This window comes from Mesorhizobium sp. UC74_2 (assembly GCF_042701485.1).
Lineage (GTDB): Bacteria > Pseudomonadota > Alphaproteobacteria > Rhizobiales > Rhizobiaceae > Mesorhizobium.
In genome coordinates, this window is the sequence record NZ_CP170562.1 from 2,351,642 (window position 1) to 2,375,519 (window position 23,878).

General features: G+C 62.3%; 24 protein-coding genes and 1 pseudogene. 7 read left to right on the plus strand and 18 right to left on the minus strand.

What is annotated here, in order from left to right; translation table 11 throughout:
* Positions 1–37: 37 nt before the first annotated feature.
* The 5 genes from ACFJIU_RS11330 to ACFJIU_RS11350 all read left to right on the plus strand — a co-directional run bounded on the left by ACFJIU_RS11330 (position 38) and on the right by ACFJIU_RS11350 (position 4,416).
* Positions 38–1,387, plus strand: a complete 1,350-nt coding sequence (locus ACFJIU_RS11330) for a type II and III secretion system protein family protein (protein WP_379071271.1) — start codon at positions 38–40, stop codon at positions 1,385–1,387.
* A gap of 10 nt (positions 1,388–1,397) precedes the next feature.
* Complete coding sequence (locus ACFJIU_RS11335; RefSeq protein WP_379071274.1) at positions 1,398–1,835, plus strand: hypothetical protein; 438 nt, start codon at positions 1,398–1,400, stop codon at positions 1,833–1,835.
* A 67-nt stretch (positions 1,836–1,902) separates the two neighbouring features.
* Positions 1,903–2,706: a tetratricopeptide repeat protein gene (locus tag ACFJIU_RS11340; RefSeq protein WP_379071276.1), complete on the plus strand. Its 804-nt coding sequence runs from the start codon at positions 1,903–1,905 to the stop codon at positions 2,704–2,706.
* Between the two features lie 23 nt (positions 2,707–2,729).
* Positions 2,730–3,770 carry an EscU/YscU/HrcU family type III secretion system export apparatus switch protein gene (locus tag ACFJIU_RS11345; protein ID WP_379071279.1) on the plus strand — a complete coding sequence of 347 codons (1,041 nt, stop codon included), beginning with the start codon at positions 2,730–2,732 and terminating at the stop codon, positions 3,768–3,770.
* Between the two features lie 88 nt (positions 3,771–3,858).
* A complete protein-coding gene (locus ACFJIU_RS11350) occupies positions 3,859–4,416 on the plus strand; it encodes a PRC-barrel domain-containing protein (protein ID WP_129415347.1) in 558 nt (185 codons plus the stop codon).
* Between the two features lie 59 nt (positions 4,417–4,475).
* On the opposite strand, the gene ACFJIU_RS11355 is transcribed toward ACFJIU_RS11350, so the two are convergent.
* The 9 genes and pseudogenes from ACFJIU_RS11355 to ACFJIU_RS11395 all read right to left on the minus strand — a co-directional run bounded on the left by ACFJIU_RS11355 (position 4,476) and on the right by ACFJIU_RS11395 (position 14,789).
* Complete coding sequence (locus ACFJIU_RS11355; RefSeq protein WP_379071282.1) at positions 4,476–5,168, minus strand: ABC transporter ATP-binding protein; 693 nt, start codon at positions 5,166–5,168, stop codon at positions 4,476–4,478.
* A pseudogene (locus ACFJIU_RS11360) lies at positions 5,165–6,876 on the minus strand (ATP-binding cassette domain-containing protein). The gene ACFJIU_RS11355 and the pseudogene ACFJIU_RS11360 overlap by 4 nt, the downstream one beginning before the upstream one ends.
* Positions 6,863–7,732, minus strand: a complete 870-nt coding sequence (locus ACFJIU_RS11365) for a branched-chain amino acid ABC transporter permease (RefSeq protein WP_379071285.1) — start codon at positions 7,730–7,732, stop codon at positions 6,863–6,865. The pseudogene ACFJIU_RS11360 and the gene ACFJIU_RS11365 overlap by 14 nt, the downstream one beginning before the upstream one ends.
* Before the next feature lie 59 nt (positions 7,733–7,791).
* The gene (locus ACFJIU_RS11370) at positions 7,792–8,976 is read right to left on the minus strand and encodes an ABC transporter substrate-binding protein (protein WP_379071288.1); all 1,185 of its coding nucleotides are present in this window, start codon (positions 8,974–8,976) and stop codon (positions 7,792–7,794) included.
* A 48-nt stretch (positions 8,977–9,024) separates the two neighbouring features.
* A complete protein-coding gene (locus tag ACFJIU_RS11375) occupies positions 9,025–10,122 on the minus strand; it encodes a CobW family GTP-binding protein (RefSeq protein WP_379071291.1) in 1,098 nt (365 codons plus the stop codon).
* Entirely contained in the window at positions 10,109–11,773 is a 1,665-nt protein-coding gene (locus ACFJIU_RS11380) for an amidohydrolase (RefSeq protein WP_379071294.1), read from the minus strand. The genes ACFJIU_RS11375 and ACFJIU_RS11380 overlap by 14 nt, the downstream gene beginning before the upstream one ends.
* A gap of 50 nt (positions 11,774–11,823) precedes the next feature.
* Positions 11,824–12,597 (minus strand): SDR family NAD(P)-dependent oxidoreductase, encoded by a 774-nt coding sequence (locus tag ACFJIU_RS11385; protein ID WP_379071297.1) that lies wholly within the window; start codon positions 12,595–12,597, stop codon positions 11,824–11,826.
* Positions 12,594–13,391 carry an SDR family oxidoreductase gene (locus tag ACFJIU_RS11390; protein ID WP_379071298.1) on the minus strand — a complete coding sequence of 266 codons (798 nt, stop codon included), beginning with the start codon at positions 13,389–13,391 and terminating at the stop codon, positions 12,594–12,596. Before ACFJIU_RS11390 ends, ACFJIU_RS11385 begins: the two co-directional genes overlap by 4 nt.
* 3 nt (positions 13,392–13,394) lie before the next feature.
* Entirely contained in the window at positions 13,395–14,789 is a 1,395-nt protein-coding gene (locus ACFJIU_RS11395) for a transaminase (protein WP_379071301.1), read from the minus strand.
* A gap of 159 nt (positions 14,790–14,948) precedes the next feature.
* Here ACFJIU_RS11395 and ACFJIU_RS11400 point away from each other — a divergent pair, with 159 nt between their 5' ends.
* Together ACFJIU_RS11400 and ACFJIU_RS11405 are read left to right on the plus strand one after the other, a co-directional pair.
* Positions 14,949–15,737 (plus strand): IclR family transcriptional regulator, encoded by a 789-nt coding sequence (locus ACFJIU_RS11400; RefSeq protein ID WP_379071304.1) that lies wholly within the window; start codon positions 14,949–14,951, stop codon positions 15,735–15,737.
* A 180-nt stretch (positions 15,738–15,917) separates the two neighbouring features.
* Positions 15,918–16,910: a helix-turn-helix domain-containing protein gene (locus ACFJIU_RS11405; protein WP_379071307.1), complete on the plus strand. Its 993-nt coding sequence runs from the start codon at positions 15,918–15,920 to the stop codon at positions 16,908–16,910.
* Between the two features lie 139 nt (positions 16,911–17,049).
* Here the strand turns inward: ACFJIU_RS11405 and ACFJIU_RS11410 are convergent, their stop codons facing one another.
* The 9 genes from ACFJIU_RS11410 to ACFJIU_RS11450 all read right to left on the minus strand — a co-directional run bounded on the left by ACFJIU_RS11410 (position 17,050) and on the right by ACFJIU_RS11450 (position 23,776).
* Positions 17,050–17,883 carry a branched-chain amino acid ABC transporter permease gene (locus tag ACFJIU_RS11410; protein ID WP_379073050.1) on the minus strand — a complete coding sequence of 278 codons (834 nt, stop codon included), beginning with the start codon at positions 17,881–17,883 and terminating at the stop codon, positions 17,050–17,052.
* Positions 17,880–18,023: a hypothetical protein gene (locus ACFJIU_RS11415; RefSeq protein WP_379073290.1), complete on the minus strand. Its 144-nt coding sequence runs from the start codon at positions 18,021–18,023 to the stop codon at positions 17,880–17,882. Before ACFJIU_RS11415 ends, ACFJIU_RS11410 begins: the two co-directional genes overlap by 4 nt.
* A 5-nt stretch (positions 18,024–18,028) precedes the next feature.
* Positions 18,029–18,919, minus strand: coding sequence for a branched-chain amino acid ABC transporter permease (locus ACFJIU_RS11420; protein WP_379071309.1), 891 nt, complete (start codon positions 18,917–18,919; stop codon positions 18,029–18,031).
* On the minus strand, positions 18,919–19,644 hold the full coding sequence (locus ACFJIU_RS11425) for an ABC transporter ATP-binding protein (protein ID WP_379071311.1): 726 nt from the start codon (positions 19,642–19,644) through the stop codon (positions 18,919–18,921). The genes ACFJIU_RS11420 and ACFJIU_RS11425 overlap by 1 nt, the downstream gene beginning before the upstream one ends.
* Positions 19,625–20,362: an ABC transporter ATP-binding protein gene (locus ACFJIU_RS11430; RefSeq protein WP_379071314.1), complete on the minus strand. Its 738-nt coding sequence runs from the start codon at positions 20,360–20,362 to the stop codon at positions 19,625–19,627. The genes ACFJIU_RS11425 and ACFJIU_RS11430 overlap by 20 nt, the downstream gene beginning before the upstream one ends.
* A gap of 145 nt (positions 20,363–20,507) precedes the next feature.
* A complete protein-coding gene (locus ACFJIU_RS11435) occupies positions 20,508–21,710 on the minus strand; it encodes an amino acid ABC transporter substrate-binding protein (RefSeq protein WP_379071316.1) in 1,203 nt (400 codons plus the stop codon).
* Positions 21,711–21,770: 60 nt separating this feature from the next.
* Positions 21,771–22,160 carry a nuclear transport factor 2 family protein gene (locus ACFJIU_RS11440; RefSeq protein WP_379071319.1) on the minus strand — a complete coding sequence of 130 codons (390 nt, stop codon included), beginning with the start codon at positions 22,158–22,160 and terminating at the stop codon, positions 21,771–21,773.
* A 14-nt stretch (positions 22,161–22,174) separates the two neighbouring features.
* A complete protein-coding gene (locus ACFJIU_RS11445) occupies positions 22,175–22,969 on the minus strand; it encodes a MoaF C-terminal domain-containing protein (RefSeq protein ID WP_379071322.1) in 795 nt (264 codons plus the stop codon).
* Between the two features lie 18 nt (positions 22,970–22,987).
* Positions 22,988–23,776, minus strand: coding sequence for an SDR family NAD(P)-dependent oxidoreductase (locus ACFJIU_RS11450; protein ID WP_379073052.1), 789 nt, complete (start codon positions 23,774–23,776; stop codon positions 22,988–22,990).
* Positions 23,777–23,878 lie beyond the last annotated feature (102 nt).

Here is a 23,878-nt window from a genome sequence, read left to right on the forward strand (position 1 = left end):
ACCAACGGATGCCGGCCATGCTGAAGAGAGGGACTGCATGCCAAGCCACTATGCCGCGACAACCGACCGGCGGCTCGAAGCCTGGATAAAAGCGCCATGGGTGGTGCTTGCATTCGTCGTTTTCCTGATCAGCCTCGCGTCGTCCCTGACAGTGTTGAGGGCGCAGGAAATCTCGGACCTGCCCGCGCAACCGATGGTGGATCTCCCCGTCGGCCAGGGACGTCTGCTTCGATTCAACGAACCGGTCGAATCCGTGCTGATTGCCGACACCACGATCGCCGACCTGCAGGTCGTCTCGCCGGGGGTGGTTTATGTCTTCGGCCTGAAGCCCGGCCTGACCAATCTGATCGCCATAACCTCCGACGAACGCATCAAGGCAACCGCGCAGTTTCGCGTAACGGCGGATATTTCATCGGCCAATCAGGCAAAGAAAGCCCTGCGTCCGAACTCGGCCACCAATCTTGCCATTTTCGGCAATCGCATCGTCATGACCGGTGAGGCCCGCGGCGTCGAAGAAGCGACGGACATGGACAACATCGCTCGCACTGTCGCTCCGCCTGAACAGCCGCCGATCAACAACATGACAGTGAAGGGCTCGCAGCAGGTCAACATCCGCGTGCGCTTTGCTGAAGTCTCACGGACAGAACTCCAGTCCTATGGCGTTGATTGGAATGTCGGTTACGAGAGCGGCGGCTTCAAATTCAATATGTTCCAGGACAATGGCGTGCCGATCGGCAGGAATGGAAATCTCCATCTGGGAATGGACCAGGCCTCCGGTGTCAACTTCGATATCCTGATCGAGGCGCTGCAGCGCAACGGCATCGTCAAGATACTGGCCGAGCCGAATCTGACCGCTGTCACGGGCCAAACGGCGAAATTCCTGGCCGGCGGCGAGATCCCCATTCCCATTCCGCAAGGCAATGACGTTGTCACCGTCCAGTACAAGCCGTTTGGCGTTTCGCTGGGTTTCACGCCGACGCTGATTGGTCGCAACCGCATCGCGCTCAACGTGCAGCCGGAAGTCAGCTCGCTGTCCGACAGTGGTACTGCCATTGGAGCGAACGGTTTTTCGCTGCCGAGCTTCGTGGTTCGCCGGGCCGACACCACCGTTGAAGTGGCCAGCGGCCAGACCTTTGCCATCGCGGGGCTTTTCCAGCAGCGCACATCTCGGAATGTCGAGAAATTCCCAGTGCTTGGCGACGTGCCCGTGCTTGGCCCGCTATTCCAGTCGCAACGTTTCCAGCGCGAAGAGACCGAACTGGTCATCCTGATCACGCCCTATCTGGTCGAGCCGGTGCGTGACAGCCTCGCCACCCCACAGGATCGGCCAGCGAAACGCGCCAAGCGAAAAAAAAGCGGCGCGTCCGTCGGCCTGATCGTCAAGTAGGAGAACCGCGATGAGAGTGCCCCGTGCCCTTTATGCCGTCATCCCGGCCATTTTACTGAGCGGCTGCGTCGGTGCTGCCACCAGGCCCGAGCAGGACTATTCGCCTGGCTACAGCTATGTGGCGACCGGCCCCGGCGGTTCGGACAAGACTGCATCCGGTTCGGTGCTCGCGCCCAACTCCTGCCTGAACGATCCGGTCGATGACGACAATACGCCTGCTGCTTCGAAGGCGAGCCTGACGCAGATTTCCGGCGTGGGCCAGCACCTGCCGCCGGGCTGCGCCAACGCCTACAATCTGCAGCGCATGGTGGAAAGCCAACGAGACCTTGTCGAAGGTCGTCGCATGGGGCCAGCAGCCGCAGGGCCGACTGCACGCGCGGCGCGGCGCTACCTCGACGGCGAGCAACCTGCGGCCCCAGCTGAGACCTCCGACCTTTCGACCAACTAACCAACGAAAACCAACCCGGCGACGTGGCTGATCGGCCGACCACCGAGGTAAATGGGGAGAGATGGAAATGCGTGTACCTATCGTGCTCCTGCCGGTCTTGGCCATCGTGGCTCTGGCGGGCTGCCAGACCGGAAGCCACAGTGCCGTCAATCCGAAGGCCGCGGCTTCGAGCTCCCCGTCGGAGCGACTGGTGAATCTCGCCGATGATATTGCGAAGCGCGGCGACAGCGATACAGCGATCGCCCTTTATCAAAAGGCTGCCGCGCTGCCTGATGCCCGGCCGAGCGCTTATGTGAAGACCGGCGATGCTTACATGCGCGCCGGCGAGCCGGCCGAGGCCGCAAAAGCCTATCAGGCGGCGCTCGCCAAGGCGCCGAACAATGGCGAAGCAATGCTTGGCCTGGGGTCGGCGATGATGGATGCCGGTGACTACAACGCCGGAATGCGAGCGCTTGCCCAGGCGGCGCCGCTGGTCAACACCAGCAGTTCCTACAATCGCCTCGGTGTGGCACAGACGCTTTCCGGCCACACCCAGGAGGCGCAGGTTACCTTTGGCCAGGCACTCAAGATGGCACCAGGCGACCTCGATATCGAAACCAATATGGCTCTGGCCGCGGGGCTTGAAGGCAATGCCGGCGTAGCGTTGCCCCTGGCGCAAAAGCTGGTCGGAGCATCCAACGCGCAACTGCATCACAAGCGCAACGCAGTCATCGTCTACGGGCTGCTGGGCCAGGGCGATCAGGTCAGGGCGACGCCTCCTGTCGGCCTGCCGACGCAGGAGATCAACAAGCTGCTGTCGCAGGCGCAGTCCATCCGCGCCAAAGGCTCCACACAGGCCAAGGCCCAGGCGCTCGGTTCCGTCCTCGGCTAGCGACGGAAGGCCCGAGAGGCGAGATGGCCGAAGAAGCCGAGGAAAAAAGACTACCGGCATCCGACAAGAAACTGCGCGATGCCAAGCGCAAGGGCCAGGTTTCGCAAAGCCGCGACTTTGTCTCAGGCTTCGGCCTGTGCGCCGTGCTTGCCTATGTCTATCTGGTCTGGCCGACCGCGTCGGCGCATTTTTCCGAACTGATCGACACAATCACGGACTACAACGTCCCCTTCGGCGAGATCTTGCAGCGCAGCGGCCGTCACGCATTTTTCCTGCTGATGTACATCACCGTGCCGATGGTTGCGATCGTCGTCGCGGTCACCCTCGTCTTCGGCATGCTGGCGACCTTCGGTCCGGTCTTTTCCTTCGAAACCATCAAACCGCAATTCGACCATATCAACCCGGCCAAAGGCCTGCAGAAGATCATGTCCCTGCGCAATGTCGTGGAGTTCGTGAAGGGCCTGGTCAAACTGATCTTTCTGTCCACCTTGTTCGTGGTTATCCTGGTGCAGTGGCTGCAACCGTTGTTCGATGCACCGGGATGCGGCATGTCCTGCATGACACCGATGCTGTGGGGCGTGATGGTTCCTGTCGGCGTTTCAGCCGCTCTCGCTTTCCTTGCGATCGGTATCTTCGACGTCCCGCTGCAGCGCTGGCTGTTCCTGCGCGACATGCGCATGACCACGACCGAGTACAAGCGCGAGCACAAGGACATGGAGGGTGATCCGCTTATCCGCCAGGAACAGCGACGCCAGCGGCGGGAGGCGGTGCAGCAGCCGGCGCGGCTGGGTGTCCAGAACGCCGTCATCGTGTTTGCGGGCGACGAACTGGCGGTGGGGCTGCGCTACATCAAGGGCGAAACGCCGGTCCCGACAATCGTGGCCAAGGGACAGGGCCGCGCCGCACTCGATATGATCGCTCAATCCCGGTCAGCCGGCATCCCCATCGTGCAGGATGCGGCATTGGCCCAGGATCTCTTTGAAAAGACCAATATCGGAAACTATGTCGGCCAGAACCTGTTCTCGCCGATCGTGCGTCATCTCGTCCGTCACGGCCTGACATAATCTCCATCCGAACCCTCAACTTTTCGGAACGATCCCTTCGAAGTGCCGTTGGGTCCTTGTGCATCCGTTGCAGAAAAGGAGATCAGGCATGATGAAAACGGCACTTCTGGGCGCGACATGCGCGTTGCTGATTGGTGGCTCCGCGTTCGCGCAAACCGCAACGCCAAGCGCCGGTGGATCGACGGAAACCGAGATGTCGGTTTCGACAAAGGATGTCTTTACGGCGCCTCCGGGCACCGACGCCAACACCGTGGGTTCGATCCAGCCGAAGGACGGTCAGATCCTGGCAACAAACTTCATCGGCCAGAGCGTCTATGAAAGCGACAAGGCCGATGCGGCTACCGTCGGCAAGGTCAATGACCTTATCTTCACGCCTGAAGGCAAGATTGAAGCCGCGGTGGTCGGCGTTGGCGGGTTCCTTGGCGTCGGCGAGAAGGACGTCGCGGTCAGCCCCGACCAGTTGCAGATGGCGACACGCAGCGACGGCAAGACCTGGCTGGTCATGAAGGCCAGCAAGGATCAGCTCAACAGCGCACCGGCTTTCGACAGGAACAAGCTTGCGGAAGGCGTAGCGGCCCCTGGTGCATCCGATAGCGGCACCACGGCTCCGGCCGGGGGCGGCACGGCCTCGCCGCCGGCGCAGTAAGCAACAAGTCGCAATATTCAATCCGGCCCGGTCAACCGGGCCGGATTTCCTCCGTAGCGCTATCCCCCCAAATACAGCTTGTGCAGTTCATCCGGCGAGCGCAGCAGTGTCTTGCAGTCGCCGTCATAGACGACGCGGCCGCGGCGCAGGACATAGGCGCGATTTCCGATGCCGAGCGCAAGGGCGGCGAACTGCTCGACCAGAAGTACGGCAAGACCGGCGTCAGCCAGCTTGCGCACTGCCGCCATCAGCCGCGAGACGATGACCGGGGCCAGGCCCGCCGACATTTCGTCGATCATCAGCACTTTCGGCCGGGTCAGAAGTGCTCGCGCAATGACCAGCATCTGCTGTTCACCACCCGAGAGCAGGCCGGCACGAACGGTACGACGCTGCAACAGCTCCGGAAACAGGCCGTAGGCTTCGGAAAGATCACTGCCGTCGCGCAACGCCACCTTCATATTCTCTTCGGTGGTCAGCTGACTGAAGATGGTACGGCCCTGTTCGACGTGAGCCAGGCCTTGGCGCGAGCGCTGGCCTGGCCGTGCTTTCTGGATTTCATGACCGTCGATGGCAATGGTTCCGCTCGCCACCGGAATGATGCCGGAAAGACCTTCGAGCAGTGTCGTCTTGCCGGCACCGTTGGCTCCCAGCACGACACTGATCGAGCCGCTTTCGACACGCGCATCGATCCCGGTGACCACAGGTAGTTCGGAGCGGCTGATCGAGAGCGAGGAAATGACAAGTTCACTCATGCCGCGACGCTTTCCTCGATGCCGAGATAGGCTCGTTTGACGGGACCCTGATCCAGAACCACGGCGGGCGGACCGGATGCGATGACGCGGCCGAAGTCGAGCACCGTGACCTGGCTGCAGGCAGCGCGCACCAGATCCATGTCGTGCTCGACCAACAATACGGAAGACCCGAAACGTGCGGGAATTTCCGCGATGCGCTTGCCGAGCCTGAGTGTCTCTTCATGGGACTGGCCGGCTGCCGGCTCGTCGAGCAGGATGACGGCTGGTCTTGCCGCAACCACGCCGGCAACATCGAGCAAGCGGCGTGTGCCGGCGTCGACTGCCACCACCGGCGTTTCCGGGTTCGGGCAGTCTAGCCAGTCCAGCATGGCGCGAACCTCGGCCTCGCTCAGATTGCCGGCGGCAAGGCGCAGATACCCCCCACCGTCAATTCGGGCGCGATGCGGTTGGTCTGCCAGGTGCGGCGCACCCCTGCCCGGGCCCTGAGATGCGCAGCTTGCCCCTCCAGCGGCGTTGCACCCAGCTTGATCGAACCTTCATAGGCGGCCAGGAAACCCGAAACCGCGTCGATAAAGGTTGATTTTCCGGCACCGTTAGGCCCGATCAGGCCGGCAACCGAACCGGCTGGAATGGTCAGGTCGACGCCATCGAGTGCCAAAACCGTGCCATAACGCACCGTGAGCTTGTCAACCGTGAGAGCGGCGCCATTGGCGTGCTCGACACGGGCAGGCAGATCACCCTCGGATGAAGCACTACCATTGGCCATGCGCCGGGGCGCCAACTTGCGCAGGAGGCGGCGGTAGGTTTCGCTCATCGTCTCACCGGTCGACAGCGCCTGCGTGGCGCCGAGCGCGAACAGCACGTTGCCGATGTCCTGCGGCAGGTCGAACCGGCGCAGGATTTCCGGGAACATGACGACGAGGAGACCGCCGATGATGGCACCTTCCGCGAAATGCGCGCCGGTCATCACCGCGACCGCATAGAGGCTGAGCGACTGCATCATCGAGAAATTCTCGGCGACCAGCGTACCGAGATAACCGGCGAGCAGTCCGCCGGAGATACCGGCGATAAAAGCGCTGATGGCAAAGGAAGACAGCTTGGCTTTGGCAACACTGACGCCATGCGCTGCAGCAGCGCGTTCGGAGTGGCGTACCGCCAGCCAGGAGGCGCCGAGCCGCGAGCGTGCCAGGAACTCCAATGCCACCGCAATGACCACATAGAAGATCAACGCGAAAGCGAAGTAGCCCTCGTCGCTGTCGAACAGTGCCGGCCTCGGCACCTGGATGAAAGCGGTCTGGCCGGGAAAAGTCATAGTCGCCAGGATGACGTCGAATGCCGCAGCGAAGGACAGCGTGATGATGGCGAGGTTGATGCCGCGGAGCCGCAGTGCCGGAAGACCGATGGCTACGCCCAGCGGCACGGCAGCGAGACCGCCGAGCAGGATCCAGAGCGCCAGGCCACCTGGCGCTTCTGCCAGGTTGAGATAGCCCACTGTCCAGGCGCCGACGCCGGCAAAGGACATCTGGCAGAGCGCAATCATCCCGGTGCGACCGGCGACCAGCCCCAGGCTTTGCAACGCCACGCCGGTGATCAGCACCGACGTCGCCAGGAACACCCAATAGGACGACAGCAGCCCAGTGATAGCGCCGCCCAGCACAATGGCGGCGATGATAATGACGAGCGAGGCCCGGATACTAGCGCGCTTCATCCCAGCGGGCCTCCCTTTGCGACCACAGAAGCACGGCCAGGATGACCAGGAAGGGAATGGCGCTGCGATATTGCGCGATCGAGTCGACCGAGCTCGCCAGCCCCTCCAGCACACCGAGCAGAATGCCGCCGGCGAGCGTCAGCCAGAAGCTGCGGAACAGTCCGACGAGTGCCGCCGCCAGAGCCGGTACCACCAACAAGCTGAGCGTCATGAAATTAGGCGAACGCTGCGGCGCGATGATCATTAGCGCGAAGGTGGTGAAGGCGCCGGTGGCACCCCATACCAGCAGCGACAGCAGTCTGACCTTCACGCCGATCAGTTCGGCGGCAAGCGGCCGGTCCGACAGCGCGCGCAGATGTAAACCGATGCGGGTGCGGTTGAGAAACAGATCGGACAGCACGGTGAAAAGTACGGCAAGGCCGATGGTGAGGGCCGAAGCGATGGTCACCTCGACGCCGGCGAGGCGGAAGGCCGAGCCGGGAAAAAGGTCCGGCATGACGCGCGGATGCTGGCCACCGGTCAGCCTGAGACCGACTGCGATCAGGCCGACCAGCAGGGCCGCGGTTACCGCGGCCTTGGTCGAGGGGTTCGCTTCGGCAAACCAGCGGGTCATGACGAAGCCGATCAGCACGCCGACGGCCGCACCGACCAGAATGCCCGCAATCACGGACGGAAACGTCGGATAACCGGACTCGGTCAAGGCAATCAGTGCGAAGGTGCCGGCCGAACCGATCGCCGCGCCGGTAAAATTGACGACGGCGACAAGCCGGTAGGTGAAGACGGCGCAGACGCCGAGCAGCGCATAAGTGCCGCCTGCCGTCAGCCCCGCAATGGCGGGTGTGAGAAACGAATTCATCGATGATCCCGAGTGAAAAAGAGGACGGCAGAACATGTCTGCCGTCCTTCAGCCAGCGGCTACTTTGCGTCAGGAAGCACGACCCATTCAGGTGTCTCCACCTTCCAAGCCCCGCTTTCGAGCTTCATGACCTTGGTAGCGCGCATCGGCGAATGGGTCTTTGCTTCACCGAATACGTAAGGCGAGCCGGCGAGCGGATCCGAGATCGGCTTCATTTCCAGAAGCGCCCTGGTCACGCTTTCGCGCGTCACTTCGCCGTCGATGCCCTCAATCACCTTGAGGAACATCTTGGCAGCCAGATAACCACCCTGCGAGAAAGCGGTGAGCGGCCGACCGGCCTTGTTCATATCGGCGATCCACTGCGCGTTGGCGGCAGATCCGGTCTCGGTGAAGGGCTCCCACTCTGTGCCGACATAGATCGGCTGCTTGGTGTCGGCGAGTGCCTTCGCCACCTGCACGGTGTAGCCCGGGGCGAGGAACAACCAGTTGATGCCGCTGATCTTCTGGGCATCGACGGTCTTGATGAGCTGAACCACCTGCGGCTCGACCTGGTTGGTCAGCACCGTGTCGCAGCCGGCGTCCCGCGCCTTGATGACATATGGCGTGAGATCGCCCTGGAAGGGCAGCGTGAGGTCGAGCAGATGCACCTTCTGGCCGCTGATCTTCTCCCAATCCTCGATGCCCTTCTTGTAAGCCTCCTGGGTGCCGCCGATGATGATGAAGAATGCGCAGAATTTCTGGCTCTTCAGCACGTTGGTGGCGTAATAACCCATGGCGGTAGACAACGTGAACGGACCGACATTGACAGGTGCCACGCTGGGTGAGGAAAAACATGCGGCATCGACACCAAGCCCTTGAACCGAAGAGATTTTCTTACGGTTGTAGTTGACGGCGTTGACGGCGCAGTCGAGCAGGCTGCCCGAACCGACAAGAGCGACGGCTTCCTTGTTGTCGATCAGGTCGCGGGCCGCCTGGGCGGCGACCGCGGGATCAGCCTTGTCGTCGGCGATGGTGTATTCGATCTTGCAGCCGTTGATGCCGCCAGCCGCGTTGACGGCGTCAAACGCAGCCTGTGTCGCCTTGGGAACCTCGCTGAAGTCGGCAGGACCGGTGATGGTCGAAACCGCGCCTACCTTGATGGTGCCGTTGGCGCAGGTCGGACCGGCGGCAGCGGCGCCTCCCGTCAGGGCGCCGATGCCGATCGCGGCAAAGACGCCAGAAAGCAGAGTTGATTTCCAATGCATTTTCTCTCTCCCCTTGTTTCAGGCGTGTCTACACGCCTTGATTGATTGCTACGCCGCACGCCTTTCGGACGCCTGGGCCGGGCGAACCCCGGCGAATTTCGCAAGCGTCCGTTCGATGGTCTCTCGGGCGATGTCGCGCACGATGAAGACGAGCCGGGTGCGGCGATCGGCCGATGGCCATGAATCCAGTCGGGTTGGCGGGTGAAACACGTGCTGCACGCCGTGCAGCACCAACGGCCGTTCGATGTCGTCAGCCACGCAGACCAACCCCTTGAGGCGGAGAAGGTCCTCTCCCTTCAAGACCGCTATGTAGTCCAGCCATGTTGCAAACGTCGCCCATTCCACCGGCTCGTCGATGACGAAGCTGTAGGACTGGATGCCGTGATGTTGACGATGACCTTCGTGATGATGATCGTGGTCGTGGTGCTCACAGTGCGGACCGCATTCGTGTTCATGGTCGTGAACCGCCTGTATCGCCTTGTCGAACCAGGCTGCGATCCTGTCCGCGCGCGCATCACCCAGCGTTTCGGCGTCGAGCAAGGTTTCCAGCGCTGCGTCCGCCACGAGGCAGCGTTCAGCGGCTGGTGCGAGTGCGGCCAGCCTGTGCTGCAACGCTTCCACTTTCCAGCCATCGACTAGATCGGCCTTGGTGATGATCAGACGATCCGCCACCGCCACCTGCTTGGTGGCTTCGGCGTGACGCTCCAGCGTAGCCGGACCATTGACTGCATCGACCGTGGTAACGACGCCGGCAATCCGGTAGCGGCTGGCGAGATCCGGCTCCGCAAGCAGCGTATGCAGGATCGGTGCCGGATCGGCCAAACCGGTCGTCTCGATGACGACGCGGCTGAGTTCCGGCAACTCGCCGTCGACAGCGCGCCGATGCAAGGTCTTCAGCGTCTCGACCAGATCACCGCGCACCGTGCAGCAGACACAGCCATTGTCGAGCAGCTGGAACTGCTCTTCGCTGGCTTCGATCAACAGGTGATCGAGCCCGATCTCGCCGAATTCGTTGACGATGACGGCGGCACCCGCCATCGACGGCTCCTTGAGCAGCCGGTTGAGCAGCGTCGTCTTGCCGGAACCCAGGAAGCCGGTGAGGATGGTAACCGGGACAAGTTTGCCGGCGGGGTCAGGTTCGCTCATACACCACCCTTCCCTCGAACCAGGTCGTCATGACCTTGATGTCGGCGATCTCGTCGGCAGGGATTTCAAGCACGTTGCGGTCGAGTTCGATGAAGTCGGCCGATTTGCCGACCTCGATGGAACCAATCGTCTCGCCGAGCCCGAGGGCGCGTGCGGAATTGATGGTGAAGATCTCCAGCGCGGTGGCGACGTCGATCGCCTCTTCGGGCCACAACGCCTCGCCGGCGAACTCACCGCTGGGGTTCTGGCGCGTCACCAGGCCTTCTATGCCGTTCCACGGATCGGGATTGGGCATGACCGGCCAGTCGGAGCCGCCTGCCAGCAGCGCGCCGGCGGCGAGCAACTGCTTGTTCGGCCAGAAGCGCAAGGCGCGCTCCACGCCCATCGCCTGCTTGTGGCCCTCCAGGAAGCTGGTCGGATACCAGAGGAAAGGTGAAAGGTCGGCGGCCACGCCGAGTTCGGCAAAACGTGGAATGTCGCTGGGTGCGATATAGCTGGCATGCGCGATATGATGGATCAGCCTGGTCGGGCCATTGAAAGAGCGCACGACATCGATGGCATCGAGCGCCTGGGAGACGGCCGCGTCGCCGGCGCAGTGGATCTTCACCGCGAGCCCGAGCTTTTCGCATTTGCCGACCCAGCGGATGAGATCAGGCACCGTGACGATGGTCGAGCCGCGGAAGCAGCAGCCGAGGATCGGATCGGCGACATAGGGTTCATGAAACGCGGCGGTCTTGGCACCCGGAACGCCATCCAGGAAGACCTTGACGAAATCCGGCTTGGCGTGAGCGCTGCGATATTGTTCCTTGAGCGCGATCAGCTCATCGCCGGCAATGCCGAACATGAAGGAAGGCTCGACCGCCGGCATGGCGGAGACGGACCAGGCCGTCAGCTCCCCGCGGTCGTCCAGCCCCTTGAGGGCCGCCAGGATCGGCTGCATGGCGGCCGCATCGAGGAACGCCGTCACGCCGTAGGAATTCAGCGTGGAGATGGACTGCGCCATCGCCGCCCTGTCCATTTCCTCGGTGTAGTAGCCGGAATTGGCGATCACGCTTTCAACCAGACCAGAGGCGGATTCGATCATCAGACCGGTCGGCGCACCGGTTGCCGGATCGCGACCGATGGAGCCCTGCTCGGGGTCGGGCGTATTCTTGGTGATGCCAGCCAGTCGCATCGCTTCCGAGTTGACCCAGCGGTTGTGATAGCTGTCGTCGCGCAGCATCACCGGATGGCCTTGTGAGGCGGCATCCAGTTGGGCGAGAGCGTCCAGGCTGTTCAGCTTGGCGTGCAGATCGCTGCCCCACTGGCCGCCGATGATCCAGCTGCCCGGCTTCGTGGAAGCTGCCTTCTCGCGCACCTTGTCGACAATGGTTTCGAAGCTGGAGGTAGAGGCGTAACGCAGTTCGAACAGCTCCGCCTGACCGCCCATCATCAGATGGGCGTGGACGTCGACGACGCCTGGCATCAGCATCGCGCCCTTCAGGTCGACGGAGCGTGTGCTGCTTCCGGTAAATGGCGCGACGCTTGCCGCATCACCGACTGCCACGATGCGCCCGCCCTTCACCGCCAGATGCGATGCCCAGGGCAGCTTGCGGTTCATCGTGTAGATGCGGCCGTTGCCGAGAACCAGATCGGCACTTTTGTCAGGCATTCTATTTCCTCCACCCAATTCACCCGACCGCCGCTGCGGCCGTATTCTCCTCACACCGCCCGATTATGGGTTGGTGCCCGCCCTCCACCGTCGGCCACCAGAACCGCACCCGTCACGAAGGATGCCTCGTCGGAAGCCAGGAACAGGCAGCACGATGCAATCTCGGCAGGGTCGGCGATCCGTCGCAGGGCAATACGGCTTGTCAGCGCCGCGAATTCCCGTTCCGGCGTCGAGCCGTTGGTGGTCGCCGCAACCTCCATCTCCTCTTCGCTCATCGGCGTGCGCACCCAGCCTGGCGCCAGCGCGTTGGCGCGGATGCCGTCCGGTCCGTGCGCATAGGCAAGCGAGCGGGTGTAGGAGACCAATGCCGCCTTGCTCGCCGAATAGGCGGAATTCTGGGCGCTGGCATTGAAGGCCCCGACCGAGGCGATGTTGACGACGGAACCGCCCTTTTTCTTCAACAACGGCAGTGCAGCGCGGCAGACCATCATCGTGCCGGTGACGTTGACGCCAAAGGTCTTCTCCCAGTCCTCGTTGGACACGGTTTCCGGCTCGTCCGGGATCAGCAATCCAGCCGCGTTGACAAGGATGTCGACCTGCCCACCGCAGGCATCGATGGCGCGTGCCACATCAGCGTTGTCTGTGATGTCGCCATGCACGGCCTTGCCCCGGCTTGCCATGGCGGCATCGTCGAGAACCTCGCCTCCGAGGCCAAACAGGATGATTTCAGCGCCCTCTCTGCCGAAGAGTTCGGCCGTCGCCCGTCCCATGCCGGTGGCGGCGCCCGTGATCAGCGCCTTGCGCCCCTGCAAACGCCCGCTCACGACAGCCCCCAGTGCTTTTCGACCGCGTAACCGGTTTCGGGCAGCGTCGACCCACCATCGACGACGATCGTCTGGCCCGTTGTGTATCTGGCCTCGGCGGACGCCAGATAGAGCATGGCGTAGGCAATATCGTCGGCCTCGCCGTAGCGTCCGACGGGGATGAACCGGCTGAGCCTGTCAGCCACCTCGGGCTTGCTCATCGAACCGCGATCCTTGGCGATGAAGCCGGGCTCGACGCCATTCACGGTAATGCCGTCGCGTGCATATTCGAAGGCAGCACCCCGGATGAAGGCATTCACGCCAGCCTTGGCGGCCGAATAATGTGCCCCGCCGGCCATGGCGACCCGCGCCGAGACCGATGACGTCACCAGGATACGGCCGAACCTCTGCCTGCGCATGATGGGTGCCGCCGCCTGCGTCAGCCAGAAACAGGCCTTCAGGTTCAACGACAGGGCCTGTTCGAGCTTGTCCTCGTCGAGTTCATCGATAGAAGCCCAGGGGCAGCCGCCCGCATTATGCACGACGATATCGAGCCGCCCAGCTCCCGAAGCGGCGTTGCCGACAACCTCATGCAACTCAGAGCGCCCGAGACCGGGCAGCGGCACGGCGCGGGCGGACAGGCTTCGGGCGGTCAGGTCCGTTACCAGCATTTCCGCAACATCAAGGGTGCGGTTGGCGATGACAACGGAGGCCCCCGCCTCGGCAAAACGCGTTGCGATCGCAGCACCGATGCCGCGTCCACCACCTGTAATGAGCGCGACCCGTCCGGTCAGATCGAAGCCGGGCGTGCTCATGGTTCAGGACACCCCGGCGTCGGCGAGAAGATCGACGAAACGCCCGAACACCTCCGTGTGGCGATCGACCTGCTCGGCGGTCGTCGCCGGGCACATCAGGAACATGGTGTGGAACGGCGTCACCAGTATGCCTTCGTTCATATAGTAGGCATGCAGCAGCGTCTCGAGATCGCCGCGCCGGCTGGCAATGACGTCGGCACCGTTGCGTGGCGGCTTCGGCATGAACATGATCTCGGCGCGCGCGCCGATCTGAGTGACATGCCAGGGCAGTTCGCGGGTCCGGATCACATCGCGCGCACCTTCGGCAAGCCGGGTTGCGTTGGCGGTCATCAACTCGAAATTCGCGGGTGTCAGCACTTCCTCAAGCACCGCCCGCATGGTGGCTACCGTCAGCGCATTACCGGCCAGCGTGCCGCCGATACCAAGATGCGCTGATTGACGCACACGTGGATTGACCTTGGGCACAATCGCCCAAAGCCGCTCGGCGATCTCCTGCGAGACGCCGAAGATACCGGCCGGAATGCCACCGGCGATCGCCTTGCCGGCGACAAGAATATCCGGTTCCAGACCGTGCTGGCTGGTGTAGCCGCCTGGGCCGCTCGAGATGGTATGCGTCTCGTCGATGATCAGCACCGTACCGGTGCGCCGCGTAATGTCGCGCAATGCCTTATGAAAACCGTTGGTGACCGGGATCATGCCGAAATTGGTCATCAGCGGTTCGGTGAGGACGCAGGCAACGTCGCCGGCCGACAGGGCCTGCTCCAACGCCTCGACATCATTGAACTCGACCACCCGCGATACCGTGGAATGGTCTACCCCGTTGGGATGGATCATGTTGCGCAGGCCGACGCGGCCGTCGCGGATTTCGACATGCGCTTCCTCGACGCCACCGTGGTAGCAGCCAGAGAAGACAAGCACCTTTGGCCGGCCAGTGATCATCCGGGCGATGCGGATGGCACCGCGGTTGGCATCGGTGGCCGACGTGGTCAGCGTCCAGTAAGGCAAGCCGAAGCGGCGGGTCAGTTCGGCTCCGACCCAGAGACTGTCTTCTGTCGGCAACATCATCGTGGTGCCGTTCTGCAACTGGTAAAGCGCGGCACGCGTCACCGCCTCGGGCGCATGACCGCACATGCCGCCGGTATCGCCGAGCGCGAAGTCGACGTAATCCTGACCATCGATATCCCGGATGTGCGCGCCTTTGGCCTGCGCCGCGTAGACTGGAAAACCGCCTGCCCAGCGCCGCATCCAGTGCGATGGACCGCCATAGAGGAAGTGCCGCTGCCCTTCTTCCCAGGCTGCGGCCGAACGCGGATGGGAAAGCCGGAAGCGCTCCTGTTCCCGGTCGAGCAATTCCGCGATGGTCGCGGTGTTGCGGTCTGATCGTACGGCAAGCGTCAAGCTGTGAAATCTCCCTGTACATGCCCCCCACAGGCATGACTACAATTTTGCAGAGGTTCATTATTTGAACCAGCGTTTTATTTGTTGTATGCAAACTGCAGGCTCAATTGCCTGCTGTCAAGTTAATTCACACGCTAACTATCGTTTTAGAAGCTGATCATGAGTACCGTGCGCAAGGCTGTGTCACTGCTGGAACTGTTCACGCTGGAAGAGCCGGAAATCGGCCTTTCCGATCTGGCCAGAAAGGCTGACCTGGACAAGGCGACAGCGCGACGCCTGCTGGTGGCGCTGGCAGAACATCGGCTGATTGAACAGGAGCCGGCAAGCCGCCGCTATCGCCTCGGAGCCGGCCTGACCCGGCTCGCTCGCATCCGCGACGCGCAATTGCCGCTGACGCGTGTCGCCGTGCCTATCCTGCGCGAGCTGTCACAGCGGACAGGCGAGACCGTCCATCTTTCGGAATACAGTGCCGGCGCCCTGCTCACTGTCCATGTCGAGCTTTCGGCCAAGGCCAACCGCGTCAACGTCAATGTCGGGCAGATCCTGCCATTGCACGGTACAGCATCCGGCATCGCGCTGCTCGCCTTCGCCCGTGACGACATGCGTCGCCTTTATCTGGAAACGCCGCTCGCCGCCTTCACCCTGCACACCATGACCAACGCGGACAAGGTTTGGCAGGCCGTGCAACAGGCCGCCGAACGCGGCTATTCGCGCAGCGCGCAAGGCTATGAGGAAGGGGTGCACTCGGTGGCCGCGCCGATCCTTGGCTCCGATGGCTATCCGATTGGCACGGTCGCGATCGCGTCGCCGGTTTCGCGTGCGAACGATACAGTGGCTGCGGCCCAGGGTGAGATGGTGATGGAAACGACGCGGCTGATCACATTGCGGTTGATCGGCGAAGCAGTCGAACCGGCAGCCCAGTTGTCGAGCTCCGACCAGCGCCGCTGAAACGCCTGGTTGACCCCTGCATGCTTCAGCTCTCGGCAACTGATGACAGGGGTGGAAGGATAAGCGGCGATTTCGCTTGACCAGATCATGTGCCACCGCTTGCATGAGCGTTGCGAACAGAATGATTAGCGTGTTAAGTTCCGTTTCAAAATGTGTCACCCGCCACTTGCGGCAGTTGTCATGTCATCCCGCGCCAAGACGGGAGATGCCACCGAGGAGGAAACCATGCAGCATGCCGCCCGTCATGTCAGCATTGCCGATGGCGAAGCTTTCCTGTCGACGTCCCGTATCCTGTTCGGCCCGATCACCCAGCGTTTCGCGCGCGGCTCGGTCGAATCGATCCCCAAGCTGCTTTCGGTCAATCTAGGCCCCTGCCGGCTTTCCGAGATCAGGGCCAAGGCGCATGTTGTGGTGAACGACCGTGCTCATTGGCGCAGCTTTGACCCCGATGCGATCAAAATCCTGGTGCAGGTAGCCGGTCGCAGCCATTTCGAACAACAGTCGGTCGCCGTCGACCTCAACCCGCGCTCGGCCATCATCTACGATCCGGTGCGCAGTTATTCCCTGCAGAATCTGACCGGTGTCGACCAGCTCATCCTGCAGGTACCACGTTCCACCTTCAGCGACGACACGCTGGCGCGACTGGCAGCGCCCCTGCCCTTGCCCGGCGACGACGACAGCCTCACGCACATTGTGTCGGGACTGATGCGCATGGCCATAGACGATGGCCGAAGGCTGGATGAAGCCAATTGCCGACGCGTCGGCGAAAGCCTGATCCAGCTCGTCAACGGGCTGATCTGCTCCAAACCGCAGATCGCCGACCAGCGTCGTTCACCTTTGGGAGCGCTGCGCGAGCGCATCGTCGCCTATATCGACGCCAACCTGTCGCGCAGCGATCTTTCCGCTGATGAGATTGCCCGCCACATGGGCTGCTCACGCCGCTACCTGCATCGCGCTTTCGAAGGCGAGGACATAACCCTGGAGCGTTTTGTGTGGGACCGCAGGCTGGAGCGCAGCCGCGAGGCGCTGATGGCGGGCAACGGCGTCTCGATCTCCGAAATCGCCTTTGCCAGCGGCTTCAATTCGAGCGCCCACTTCTCGCGCGCTTTCAAGGCAAAGTACGAAGTCTCGCCGCGCGAATTGCGCGACACTGTTCTCGACCGGCTGCACTAACGATTTTTGCCTTCCCGGTTGGGGAAGGCAGCACCATGAGACCCGGCGAACTTGGAATCACAACCTTGTCAGCGCCGGCTTTTGGCAAGACGACATGCCTGCGCTGAACGAAGATCGTTCGCAGTTTGCGTTCGCGACATCAGTTCCGCGCTAAAGACGTCGGCAGAATCTTCCGCACCAGTCCTTTCGGCAGGAACAGCATCGCCAGGATGATGGTCAGTCCCGAGATGATGGGGTGATAATCCGGCACGAAAATGCGGGCGATGTCGAAAACGGCATACATGATGAAGGCACCGATGATCGGTCCGAGTACGGTGCCCGTCCCGCCCACCACGGTCATCATCAGCGGCAGGAGCATCCAGTCGAGGTTGAAGACAGAATCCGGTCCCACATGGAAAATGTAATAACTGTAGAGGCTTCCCGCGATACCGGCGATGAAGGCGCTGCCTGCGAATGCGGCGACCTTGACCTTCAGCGTGTTGATGCCATTGGCCGACGCCGCCATCTCGTCGTCGCGTACCGCGATGAGTGCGAGGCCGTAACGCGACCGCATCAGCCAACCAACCGTAAGCGCCGTTCCAACGGTAAGCCCGAGCCCGACATAGTAGTGCGGCATCAGCGTCTCGAAGGTGCCGGAGGGCGTCACAAGACCGAACGCACCACCGGAAAAGTCGCCGCCATTGACGAAGATCACCTTGAGGATCTCTCCAAAACCCAGGGTTCCTAGCGCGAAATAGTCGCCGCGCAATTTGGAAAGAAGCGGCAGGCCTATCAGCGCAGCCGCCAGCGCGGCGACCAGTCCGCTCAGCACCATGGTCACGGGATCGAAATAGTAGATGCGAGGGAACGTCTCGTAGAGCGAGCCCCATAGATAGTTGCCGCTCCACAGGATGGCCGTCGTGTAGGCGCCAAGCCCGAAGAAGGCGTGCGAGCCAAGGCTGATCTGCCCGCCGAAGCCGGCAACCAGGTTCAGCCCTGCGCCATCACCGCATAGATGAAGACGAAGAACAGGAAGGAGAACAGATAGCTGTCGATCGCCCCCGGCCAGAATGGCACCAGAGCGAGGATGACGGTGAGCAGCGCTGCCGCCCATTTCCACGAAACATTGGCCATGGCGGTCATGCCTTCTTGTAGGGCCGGCTGAACAGCCCTTCCGGCTTGAACATCAAGACAGCCAGGAAGACGCCGTAGGCGATGGCGTTGGTCCAGCCACCGGAGATGAAAAACTGTACGTAAGCCTCTATGAGGCCAAGAATGATCCCACCGGCCAGCGCGCCCGCGACATTGCCGATGCCGCCAAGCGCCAGCGCCACCAGCGCCTTGAGGCTGAAGATGAAGCCGGCGAATGGATTGAAAGGAAAGGTGGTTGCCACGGCAACACCCGCGGCGCCCGCCAGCGCGATGCCGATAGCGAAAGCAATCGCGTTGACCTTGTGTGGGCTGATGCCCATCAACGTCGCCGCAGTCATGTCCTCCGATGCCGCACGCACCGCCTTGCCGACCAGGGTCTTGCGCAGGAACAGCACGACCAGGGCGGTACCCGCGAGCGCGATCAGGAAGCCCATGGAGCGGGTGAAGGACGCGCGCACGCCGAGCAGTTCGATGCCGCTCGCCGTATAAGTGGTGACCACGGCGGCGGTGTTGCCGCCCCATATGACGGTCATCAGGTTCTGGACCAGGAACATGACGCCGACAGCAATCAGCAGCGAGATGTTGCGATCTTCCTCAGCGGCGGCCTTGCGGAACAGCCCCTGATAGATCAGCCAGCCGGCTACCAGACCGACCGGCACCATGATGAGCAGCGACAAGAACGGGTCGATGCCGAGGTGCTGGAACAAGGCGCGAACCACATAGGCGGCCAGGATGATCATGGCGCCCTGCGCCAGGAAGATCAGGCGCATGGTACCGAAAATGAGGCTCAGTCCGACGGCGGCGACACCATACATGGCGCCGCCGAGTGCACCGTTGATGGAAAGCTGCAGCAGGATCTCCGGCGATGGCAATGTCATCACAACTCCAATACGCCCATATAGGCTTTCTGGACTTCGGGATCGGCGATGAGCTCGGCGCCGGTGCCTTGCATGGCAAGTTCGCCGGTCTTCAGCACGAAAGCGTAGTCGGCGATCTTCAGCGCCTGGTGGATGTTTTGCTCGACCAGCAGGATGGTGACGCCCTGCTTGTGCAGCGCCTCGATCAGTTGGAACATCTGCTGCACCACCAGAGGCGACAGGCCGATGGAAGGTTCGTCGAGGATGAGCAGCGACGGTTCGGACATTGTGGCGCGCGCGATCGCCAGCATCTGCTGTTCGCCGCCCGACAGCGAGCCAGCCTTCTGGCCGGTCCTCTCCTTCAAGCGTGGGAAAAGGTCATAGGCCTTTTCCAGCGCGCGTTTCATGTTCACCCGTGCCTTGGGCTGGAAGGCACCCAATTCCAGGTTCTCCAGCACGGTCATCTGGCGAAACAGCCCACGCCCCTCGGGCACATGAGCGATGCCCAAGCGGGCGATGTCTTCCGGAAGACGGCCAAGCAGGGATGTGCCGGAGAGCTTGATCTCACCGCGCTTGGCGGGGATAAGTCCAGAAACAGCTTTCAGCAGCGTGGTCTTGCCGGCACCGTTAGCGCCGACAATGGCGACCACAGAACCCGCGTCGACATGGATCGACACGCCCCAGAGCGCACGCACGTCGCCATAGGCGACTTCGAGATCTGTTACTTCAAGCAGCCGGTTCGCCAAGATAGGCCTCGATGACTTTGCGGTTGGCGACGATTTCGGCGGGTGTGCCGTCGGCGATCTTGACGCCGTGGTCGAGCACGACGACGCGGCTGCACACCTTCATGATGGCATCCACCTTGTGCTCCACCCACAGGATGGAAATGCCTTTTTCCGAACGTGTTCGGCGGATGACGTCGACCATCTGCCTGATTTCGGTCGGATTGAGACCGGCCATCGGCTCATCAAGCAGCAGTAGAGCCGGTTCGGACGCCACCGCGCGCGCTATCTCCAGCAACCTGCGATCGGACAACGTCATGTGTGCCGTCGTCACATTGCGCTTTGCGCCGAGGCCGACCAGATCAAGCGCGGCTTCGGCCGCCTCCCTTGCGTGCCGCACCCGCCCGCCGGAACCGTAGACGGCACCGACCATGACGTTCTCAAAGGCAGTCATGGTGAGGAAGGTGCGCACCAGCTGGAACGTGCGGGCGATGCCATGCCGGCAGATCAGGTGTGGAGCCGCGCCGGTGATATCCTTGCCTTTGAAGCGGACTTTGCCACGCGTCGGCGCGTAGATCGCCGTCATGACGTTGAAAAGCGTGGACTTGCCGGCGCCGTTCGGGCCGATCAGGCCAACCAGTTCGCCCCGGCCGACAACCATATCGATGCCATCCAACACCACCAGGCCGCCGAAACGTTTGGTCACCGCCTCCAGGCTGAGCACGGTTTCGTCTGACTGCATGCTTGTTCGGTTCCTTTGCCCGCTGGCTTCAGGGAAAAGACTGCGTGGATTTTATGTGCCCACACTGCGGCGCGTCGGTAACTGCGTGCACGACGGGACGGCGTCGGCACAAAGCCGGACGTCGTCCCGACGGCACCCCCAACGTCTAGCGTTTGTCCCAGGCGGGAGCCGGCTTGTAGGTCCAGGTCCCGTTAGGGAACAGCAGCTGATGCTTGCCCTCCCACCACTGCGTTGCAACCGACGGGATCAGGGCGAATCCGGTCTCGTCGAACTTCAGCGGGCCAACCACGGTGTCCTTGAATTCCTGGTTGAAGATGGCGTCATGCACTGCCGCGGCATCGGTCGATCCGGCGCGCTCGATGGCCTGGAACAGCACCTGGGCGTTGGCGTAGAAGGCACCGACCGTGACGGAGTCCTTCTTGTATTCGGCCTCGTAGCGCTCACCCAGTTCCTTGGCGCCGTTGTAGGGATAGCTGGCCGACCAGAAACCATCGGTCAGGACGTAGTCGGAATCCTTGCCCAGCGCGTCATGGAATTCGCCGGTCCAGGTACCTTTCCAGCCATGGAAATACGGAACGCTGAAGCCGAGTTCCTTCATCTGGCGGATAAGCGTGACGGTGTCTGCCGGAGAGCCGAACACCAGCATGGCGTCCGCATCGGCAGCCTTCAGCTTGGTGATCATCGCCGAATAGTCGGTCGAGCCGGTTGCCCACGGATCGTTGAAGGCGAAGGTGTAGCCATATTTCTTGGCTGCGGCCTCGAAAGCGCCGCCGAAGCCTTTGCCGTCTGGCGAATCTTCTGTCACGAGGGCCGGCCGCTTTGGACGCTCGTTCTCGGGCAGTTTCTGCCAGATCTCAAACGGCACCTCGGCACCGGGGCCGGGGTGGAAGAAGAACAACGCCGAATATTTCAATTTGAGCGGTTGCCACTCGAACGGGAAAGCCGCCGTGATCATGTAGAATTTCTTGTACTTCTCGGCGACGATTGCACCGGCGACATTGAGCGGGCCGGAGTGGGTCGAAAGCAGGATATCGACCTTCTGGACCTTGACCAGGTTCTCGATTGCCGAGGCGACCTTGGCTTCCGTGCTTTCATCGTCGGTGATGACCAGCCTGACAGGAAGCTTCTTGCCGGCTTCCTTGACCATGATGCCGCCAGCCTTGTTGATATCGGCGACTGCCTGCTTGTAGGCCCATTCCTGTTCCTTGCCGTCGCCAGCGAACGGACCGGTCAGTGAGACCGGCGCGCCGATGACGATCTCGTCGCCAGCGGCGTTGGCAATGACGGTTGCACCAGTGGTCAGCACAGTGGACAGCGCGAGCGCCGCCAGCATTCCTTTCAGGCTCATTTCCATGTTCTCCTCCCAATTCCACTCCCGCCGGATACCGGTCGGGCATGCCCCAAATCGTCAGCCGGTCGCCTGTGCTACCAGCCTGGTGTCGGTGAACTGCTCGAAGCGCAGCACCTTGCCGTCCTCGACGTCCCAGACGTGAACGACACGCGCCTTCATCGGCTTGCCGGTGCGTTTGTAGGTGCCTGAATAGGTGCCTATGCCGAGGATGGTCGAGCCGCCGTCGACCAGCCTTTCCAGCGTGAACGTGTAGCCTTCCCATTCGTCGCCGATGCGCTTGAACACACCTTCGATGATGGCGACGGTTCCGACATAGGTACCGGCGTAGGGAAAGCCTGCCATCTCGGTCCAGGCCGTGCGGTCGGTGATCGGCGCCATCATCGCCGCCAGGTCCTTGTTGTCGGAGCCGACGTAATGCGCCTTGATCGCTTCGTAGTTTTTGCTCATGGCTTCGCCCGCGCTCAAACCGGCGCCGGTCCCTTTCCGTAGTCGGTTGTCGATTTCTTGGTAATGAAGGCACCGGCCGGCTTGTTTTCGATGGCGCCGGTCGAGATCACGCCGAGGAACTTGCCCGTCGAGCGCATGTCAGCCCAGTTGTAGAAGAACAACGAAGCCACCGGGATGATGAACTCGCGAAACCCGAAAACGTATTGCCCCTCGGCAAATTTCCAGGTCGTGGCCAGGTCGACATCGCCATGGCCGCGCTGCACACCGACCAGGTTTTGCCAGGCATAGCGCTGCGAGGAGAGGTAGATGTGCTCGTAGACGTGGTTGGGGCTGTATTCATAGTGCGCGGTGAGACCGACGAGATCGCGCGACGGTGCGGGTTCAACACCTTCCGCTGCGACCGAAGGATCACCGAGCACGCCCGCCAGCCACGTCTGTGCGACACGCGGCTCGCCCGGTGCTTCACCTGCGTCCCTCACCCGTTCTCGCACCGAAAGCACGCGCCGGCTGCGGGTGTTGACGATGAAGGCTTCGTCCTCGGTCGGACGGGCGGCGAACGTCATGTTGATGAAGACGGTATCGGTCGCGACTTCGAGCGCTTCGTACCAATCGACGCCTGCATCCTTGCCCTCACCCCACGCGACGGTATCCGCCGATGTGAAAGCCAGATCGATCTGCCGTCCGCCATTCAGCGTGATCTTGAAGGTCTGGCCAGCCAGGACCTTGGTCGTCGGCAGCCGGTTGGTGGCAATGCCGGCGGCGAAGTCGTCGAAATGCTTCCAGTCGGCCGGTCTGTTCACGTCATTCATCGCAAGGTCCTCGAACGCTCAATCAACAAAAGCCAGGGTTGGCAGGTCGACCACGGTGGCACCGCCATCGACGGTCAGGATCGACCCATTCATCATCGCAGCCTCTTCGGACGCGACGAAGCAGATGACGTTGGAGACCTCCTCCGGTGTGGCAGGACGGCCGAGAGGCACATCCTTGGTGACCAGCCTGTAGGCCTCATCCACGGTTGCCAGACCATGCTTTTCGACGATGACCTGCATCTGCTCGTCGGCCATGGCGGTGGCGACCCAGCCCGGGCAGATGGTGTTCGTGCGGACACCACGGCGGCCGTAGTCGCGCGCCAGCGATTTGCCGAGCCCGACACAGGCATGTTTCATCGTCACATAGCCCGCGGCGGCAGGGCCGGCGAAAAGGCCGGCGATCGATGCAACGACAACGATGTTGCCGCGCTGCGAGATCAGGTCAGGCAGGATCTCGCGGGCACAGACGAAGGTGGTGTCGAGATTGGTCCGGGTTGCCAGCGCCCATGTCTCGTCGCTCATCGAGATCGTCGGCCCGACGCCGTGGCCACCTGCATTCGCGATCAGGATGTCGACAAGACCGAACCTGGCGTGAACTTCCTTCAACGCAGCGCGTACAGCGTCGGCGTTGGCTGCATCACCCTGCACGATCAGCGCATTGGTGTCATTTGCCACCGCCTCCAGCGGTTCACGGCGGCGGCCCATCAGAACGATGTTGGCACCCTCCCTGGCCATGCGCCTGGCGACGGCAGCACCGATGCCTGTGCCTCCGCCGGTAATGAATGCGGTCTTTCCAGAAAATCTCATCATCGCCCCATATTGGCGGACCGCCGGATCCGGCCCGTTCGTGTGCATCGATAGTGCGATGCAGTCGGGCGAAACGTCTTGTCCGAACGGGAACTTTGTTTT